This window comes from Pseudobdellovibrionaceae bacterium, from assembly GCA_015163855.1.
Classification (GTDB): domain Bacteria; phylum Bdellovibrionota; class Bdellovibrionia; order Bdellovibrionales; family UBA1609; genus JAAOIH01.
In genome coordinates, this window is the sequence record JAAOIK010000001.1 from 1 (window position 1) to 6,732 (window position 6,732).

The 6,732-nt window shown below is 36.0% G+C and carries 6 protein-coding genes and 1 tRNA gene; 4 read left to right on the forward strand and 3 right to left on the reverse strand.

All coding sequences use genetic code 11. From position 1 onward, the window contains the following. The 3 genes from HAW63_00005 to HAW63_00015 form a co-directional block, all read left to right on the forward strand. Positions 1-802: hypothetical protein (locus HAW63_00005; GenBank protein ID MBE8162359.1), on the forward strand; the 802-nt coding region annotated here is incomplete at its 5' end. A 28-nt stretch (positions 803-830) separates the two neighbouring features. Continuing rightward, the gene (locus tag HAW63_00010; protein MBE8162360.1) at positions 831-1,847 is read left to right on the forward strand and encodes a hypothetical protein; all 1,017 of its coding nucleotides are present in this window, start codon (positions 831-833) and stop codon (positions 1,845-1,847) included. Positions 1,848-2,287: 440 nt separating this feature from the next. Beyond that, positions 2,288-3,532, forward strand: a complete 1,245-nt coding sequence (locus HAW63_00015; GenBank protein MBE8162361.1) for a hypothetical protein — start codon at positions 2,288-2,290, stop codon at positions 3,530-3,532. Between the two features lie 182 nt (positions 3,533-3,714). Here HAW63_00015 and HAW63_00020 read toward each other — a convergent pair whose 3' ends face one another. The 3 genes from HAW63_00020 to HAW63_00030 form a co-directional block, all read right to left on the reverse strand. Then, positions 3,715-4,242 (reverse strand): hypothetical protein, encoded by a 528-nt coding sequence (locus tag HAW63_00020; GenBank protein ID MBE8162362.1) that lies wholly within the window; start codon positions 4,240-4,242, stop codon positions 3,715-3,717. Positions 4,243-4,342: 100 nt separating this feature from the next. After that, the gene (locus HAW63_00025; GenBank protein ID MBE8162363.1) at positions 4,343-5,008 is read right to left on the reverse strand and encodes a hypothetical protein; all 666 of its coding nucleotides are present in this window, start codon (positions 5,006-5,008) and stop codon (positions 4,343-4,345) included. A 121-nt stretch (positions 5,009-5,129) separates the two neighbouring features. After that, positions 5,130-5,206, reverse strand: a tRNA-Gly gene (locus HAW63_00030). A gap of 336 nt (positions 5,207-5,542) precedes the next feature. Between HAW63_00030 and HAW63_00035 the strand changes: the two genes are divergently transcribed. Further along, on the forward strand, positions 5,543-6,732 hold a 1,190-nt coding region (locus HAW63_00035; GenBank protein MBE8162364.1), incomplete at its 3' end, for a hypothetical protein.

Below are 6,732 nucleotides of genomic sequence, written 5' to 3' on the forward strand. Positions count from 1 at the left end.
ATTAGCAGAGTCTGATTTAATAAACACAGATACAGGAGACATTAATAGTACAGTGGTGAGTAAATGGAATTACAATTTACAAACAATAGCCAGGGATGCAGAAACGGCTAGTGTAGACGTTAAAAACTTACAAACAAGTACGAATACTTGTACAAAAGGACTTACCACCAGCTTAGCTTTGAAAAAATTCATAGATGAGGAAAAAAGAAAAAAACTATTAGCCGGAGCAGGAGGCTTGCAAAAATCAGCCTTAGGCATTAGTCCTTATGATCTCGCCGAAATACCAACAGATACAGGGGGCTTTCAAGCAAGCAAGCAGGGCGATGGCGGTGACGACGATGTCTCGGCAAGTAATAAAGCTGGTAGTACAGGTAACACAGACGGAAGCGGTTCGGGGTCGAAAGGCGATAGCAGCCCTAGTTACGCAAGCCCTGGTGGTTTGAGTTCGGGCGGTGGAAGTGCTGGTGGGCAAGGGGGCACAGCCAGTGTTGGCTCTGCAGGTTCATCTAGTTTATTAAGAGGTTTTAGAAATAAAAGTTACAGCTCAAGGGTGAGAGTGGGTGGCCAAGGTTACAGTAGCAGGGGTCAAGCTGGTTATGGAAAAAAGGGTTCTTCCTATAATAAAAACAGCAGAAAAAAAAGAGGAAAAGCCTTTAATTTACAAGCCTTTTTGCCTGGAGGAAAACAAGATCCTAACCGAAGGTTAGCTAGTATTAGTGGAGCCGGTGTGGACATCTTTTCAGTGGTGCGCCGCAAATTTAAATCTAGCTGTTATACAAAAAAATTATTAGATTGCAAGTAAGTCATTTTTATAAACAAAGAGGTAAACTATGAAGTGGAATTTATTTTTTGGATTGTTATTTTTATGTAGCAGTGTTGGGTTTGTAAATGTTGCTAAGGCGGATAGGTTTAACACTTCCTACGCAGAGACACAGGACATGGCGAATGCAGAAGAAGCTGCCTATGCAGAAATGGACACTAACTATGCAAAAGACGCTGCCAATGCTGCTGGCGCTGGCACAGGTTTAAGCACTGGTGCAATTAAAGCTATCGGAGTTATAGGAAATGTGGCTGCTGGGGCAGCGGCACAACAGTCTGACAAAGCAGCTAAAGCTATAGGTTTAATTTCTTTAGGAGTGGGGACTTATTTGGTTAAAACCAACACGGTAGGATGTGCTGCCTCTCCCTCAAAACCAGGATCATGTATGATGATGGCAATGGGGTGGACCACTATATTACAAGGTGGTGTTTCTTTAATAACAGCGCTTGCAAATAAAAAGAAAACCAAGAAGGTTTGTCCAACTTGTGTTCAGACTGGTAGTGGTGGTGATGGCGGGTTAACTGCATTATCAGAAAAAAATGTAGATTGGAGTCAATTTGGTTTGGACACTGCAGAAACTAAAAAATTAATAAAACAAGCACGAAAAAAAACCAACAATGGCCGTACTGTAAATACTCCTGCAGGTAAATTGCCTATGGAAAAGGCAAATATGGGAGCTCTTGCTTCTGCGTTTGGTTTAAATAAATCACAATTGGCTATGGTAAAAAAAGACATAGCTAAAGCAAATGCAAAGGAACGGGCAAAGGTTGAAAAATACTACGGCGGTAAAAAAATAGGAGTTGCTGGTGGTAGTAGTTCTAGTAAATCGCGAAGAAGAGTGGTTTATGAAGACGATGATTCTTTTGCAGACAACAAAAACTATTTAGATAAAAAACGATATGTAGCTTCGGTAGCGGGTTTGTCTAAAAAGTTTGGCGACTCTATGATTGGAGTTAAAGGCGATAATATTTTTCTTATTGTTAAAAGAACTTACAAAGCAAAAAAAGCCATTTTGTTAAAAGAATAAATGCATTAATGGCCAGCACACAATAGTGGCCACTTGCTTTGCCTACTTGCTTTGTCCACTAAAAGTGGGCACTTGCTTTGTCTACTTGCTTTGGCCACAAAGTGGTCACTTTAAAAAAAATCCTTTCTTATAGCTTTTGTCCTTTTGCTAGATTGTTAAAACAATTGGCATCGGCCTTTTGTTTTTCCGTCGCCCATGCTTTGTTTTGTAGTAAATAGTTTAAAAAATTCATAATTGTAATTTTAACATTTTTATTAAAGCGCATAAAACTAAGAGAAGGCGCGAACTATAAAATATCGCACCGCACTAAGCCTTGAATATATATAAGCTTCTTATAAAAAAAGAATCATTACAGATGAATCATTACAAATGTATTTACAAATGTATTTACAAAAATATTTACAAATGAATCATTACAAAAGTATTTACAAAGGTGTTGGATGAAGTATTTAATTTTATTAGTCAGTTTGTTTTTTTGCAACCCCGTTTTTGCTAAGAGGGTAGCCAATTATAAATTCCCTTTTTCTAAACCTTACATGGCCACAGCCACAAATCTTCTTGGTGGTTTTTCTGTTCCCTATTTTGATTATCAAGAAATTTTTATAGGAGATTATCGCTCAAGGTTAAAGCGTAAAATTGCGAATGCAGGGTTATTAATGCACAAAGGAAAGCGCAGACCTTTAGTTTTTGTCTTAGGAGGTTTTGGAGCTTCTATAGAAGAGGGTAGTGTAAGATTATTAGCTTACAATTTATACAAAAAAATGGGCTATCATGTTATTGTAATACCTGGCCAATTTTGGTGGTACTTTGCTTTAACTACAAGTAAAACCATTGTGCTAGGAGATGTTTCACAAGACATAAAAATTTATCGCAGTATAATGAAGAAAGTATTGGCTAAAGCTCAGGCTATGGGTTTGCGATTTTCTAATATATCTATTGCCGGCTATAGTGCGGGGGCATTAAGAAGTTTATTTTTGGCTCGGCAAGATAAAAAAGATGGTTTTTTTAACTTTAAAACCGTAGTGGCCATTAACCCTCCCATGGGAATATTTCAAGGTGGACAAAGTATAGATAAGTTTCATTTTCGCTGGGAAAAGTACACTTTAAAGCAAAAAAAAATTTTAATAGCAAGAGCATATAATTTTTTTTTCAAACTAGATGAAGAAAAAAGAAAAGGGACAAAGCATTTACTGCAATACATTTATACCAATTTTCCTTATACAGAAGAGCAAATAATGTCTGTGATAGGCTATCAGTTTAGAGAAAAATTTAGCTCTTATTTAGGAAGGGTAGAAATGGTTAATAAAACGGGGTTATTTAATAACACAAAAGAACTAATTTCTATTTCTTTAGGGATTTTTAGCAATAAGTTTAGTTTTGTCGAATATTTTCACAAATACTTATATCCATTTTATCGCACAAAGCAGAATAGGTTATCAAAAAAACAATTAATACACCGTGCAAGCTTGCACTCTTTAGCCAAATTTTTAAAAACTTCTTCTAATGTTTTTATTCAACATAACCAAGATGACATACTACTATTAAACCCTAAAAAAGATCTACGCTTTTTAGAATCTCTTTTAAAGGATAGAATGATTATTTATCCCACAGGTGGGCATTTAGGAAACTTATGGTTTCCAACCAATATAAAACATTTTTTAAGTTTTTTTTCTGACCATAAGTAGCCCAAGGCAATTAGCTAATTTAAAGCTAAGTTTTAGAAATAAAATTAGTAAACGATCTAAGTTTACGGTTAAAATTAAAGCAGCTTAGGTTTTTTAACTGGTTAAGCTCGGTCACTTTAAACTAAGGCCTGAGCCTTTTAAGCTTCCTTTAATTGATATTAATCTAAAGCATATAAAGTTTTTTACTTAAGTTGCATTATATATTTGTGTAATGCTTTTTTGGAAAGAATTTTTTGTTTAAAAGTGGAGTGACAGGAGGTGCAGGTTTTTAGTGTGGCACTTAATTTTTTTACAAAAACTTTGTAGTTTTTTTTCTTTGCGGCTTGCACAAGTGTGTCTGCAGTAGTGTGTAGAACAAGGCCCATTTTAGTAAATCCAGGAGTTGCGTTTCCCATATGATTGCACATCATTTTCATTTTAGGGGAGCTTGCAAGGCGTAAAGCCGCTTTTTCCATTTTTTTAAAATCTTTAAGGGCCATTGCCGAAACAATAGCGCTAACCGCCTCTAAATGACCTCGCATATTTTTTAATTGATGCTCACCCATTTCTTTTGTCATTCTAACAGGTCTTCTGCTGTCAGAAGAGTTATCTTTATGCCCTTTGTGCTTAGTATGTAAAAAAGAGTTGCTGTAACCTTCGGCCCAGCCTTGCAGGGGAAGTATAAATAAAAAAACCAACAGTGCTGTTTTTAATTTTAATAAAATATTCATAAATAAAACTTATCATTCGTGCCATTTAATAGCAACAACTTGTCGCACCTACAAACCAATCCGCGCCTACAAACCTACAAACCACCTACAAAAACCCGCACTACGCAAATGTAAATATAGCCATTAAGTAGCGGAGCTGGTTGATTAGCCAGCTTTCTTGGTGGCAGTTAGGGTAAAGGTGTTGTTTTGGTTTTTCTTTGTTTTTAAAAAAAATAGATTGAAATTCTTTTTTACTTACAAGGCCTAATGTAATTACTGTGCTACGCTTATCGCCTTTTTTCAGCTCAAAGCGTTGTTTGGTAACTTTTCTTGGAGGGTAAAGTTTATGCAAAGAGGTTACTAAATTTTTTTTTTGAATATCAAAAGAATAATTAACTACTCCAGCAAATAGAGCATGATAGCGTCTCACTTTTTTAAAAGCTTTAACACTTTTTATCAAGCTAGTATCTGTTGTTAATTTTCCCGAGGGGTGCTTGATTTTAGTTTTCACAAAATTTTGAATATAATTTAATTCCACTTTGTTTGGGGTTGCAGTTACATTATAAGTTCCCCCTTTCATGCTGGAGGTTAGGTTTTTTTTATAATTTTTATTAACAAAGTGTGCTCCTCTTGAAAAAGACATGCGTCCCACACGAACATCATACTTGCTCCAAGAAAAAGAAATGGCTTTATCTTTGCCTTTATTATAACAAAGGTAGTGGTTACCAGTTTTTAAAGAGCTAAAAAAAACAATTATAGTTACAAAAAAAACTAACTTTACTATCATTTTATTTATCCTGCCCTTTTTACTTTTAACTACATTAATAATTTATTTAAATAATTTTTTTAAACGCATGCCTTGAATAAAATAGATTTTTTAATACAAAACATTAAAAACTAAAAAAAAGTGGAGCGGGTGATGGGATTCGAACCCACGGCCTCCACCTTGGCAAGGTGGCGCTCTAGCCAGCTGAGCTACACCCGCTTAAGAGTTGTAGTGGCTAAAAAAGCTACTTGAGTACTTCACTGCTTAAGGGGTTTTTTGTCAAGCCTAAATCGCTAGAAACAGGGCATAACAGCCCTTAAACAAGCCTCTCCAAAGGCTATTTAAAAGGCTTTATATTTGGGAGGAAAAGCGCAAAAACAACCTATAAAAAGCTTTAAAAAACGCCAAAACCCCAGTCTTAGGACTAAGTTTATTTTTATTTTTATTTTTTCTTATATATAGCCGAGAAGTTTACTGGATTGAGATAAATTAAATTAAGGTTTGTAAAAAAATAGTTATAAAAATAATTATAAAAAAATTAAAAAAAGGCTTACTATGAAAAATGTAAATACAATATTTCGCACAACATATAAAACATTTTACTCTTGCTTATTTGCACTAGTGTTTAGTATGACTTTAATCTCGTGTGATGGGATTGACCTTGCAAGCACAGGCTCAATAGTACCCCCAAACCCAGTAGGCCCAGTAGTGCCAGTAGTGCCAGTAGATCCAGTAGATCCAGTAGATCCTATCATTATAAAATCAAATAAGCCTACTTTATCGGTTAACCCTGTTATTGGTTTAGAGGGGACAACAGTTACTTTTGAAGTACGATTAAGCCATGCTGCTACTAAAACAATTAATGTTCGAGCTTTTACTGATTATGTAAGCTTTTCGTCTATTTTGAGTAAAATGAAGCAAAAGGCTTATGGCGATGTACGTATTTTATCAGAAAAACTTGCCGGTAGTGACGACGATTATTCATCTGTAGATAAGGTTTTACCTTTTCTGCCTGGAGTTACTAAAATAGAAGTTGTGGTGAGTTTAATAGACGATGATGTCAAAAAAGAAGGCATTGAATCTTTTGCTTTAAGTTTAGAGGTTGAAGATGAAGATGAAGCGGCTTTGTTAAGTAACCCTGATGACCAACAGGGTGTAGCTTATATTGTCGATAAAGACACGGCTACACCGGAACCTAAAGTGTATTTTCCTCCGAGCTCTGTGGCTACAGAAAACCAAGGTAGTATAAAAATACCCTATGTTATTTACCCTCGTTTACCTAGAGGGACCACTTTCACTTTAAACTATGCTACTAGTCCGGCAGGAGGGGTGGGTGGTAGTTATGCTAAGGCTAAATCGGACTATACTCCAAAAAGGGGTAGAGAACAATTAAGAGCTGGTCAAACCCATGGGGAAATTAGTATTGATTTATTAGATGACGATATGTACGAAGGGCAAGACCAACAATTTAAATTACACATTTCTTCAAATAATGTTGGTTTAGACCAAGAAGTTAGTGGGAGGGAAGCCGACAAACAGGCCAACGGCATTACGGTTTTATTAAACATTCGTGATGACGAAGAAAAACCGTATTTAATTGTTAAGCCACGGCCATTAACCGAACCTAGCACTAACACTAACCTTGTGGCAGCAACAGTTGAGTTAAGTGGACCTTCTGAAGCTCCTGTAACTATTCAGTACACAGCAAGAGACGAAGCAATAGGCGAAGCTAAAGCTGCTGATGC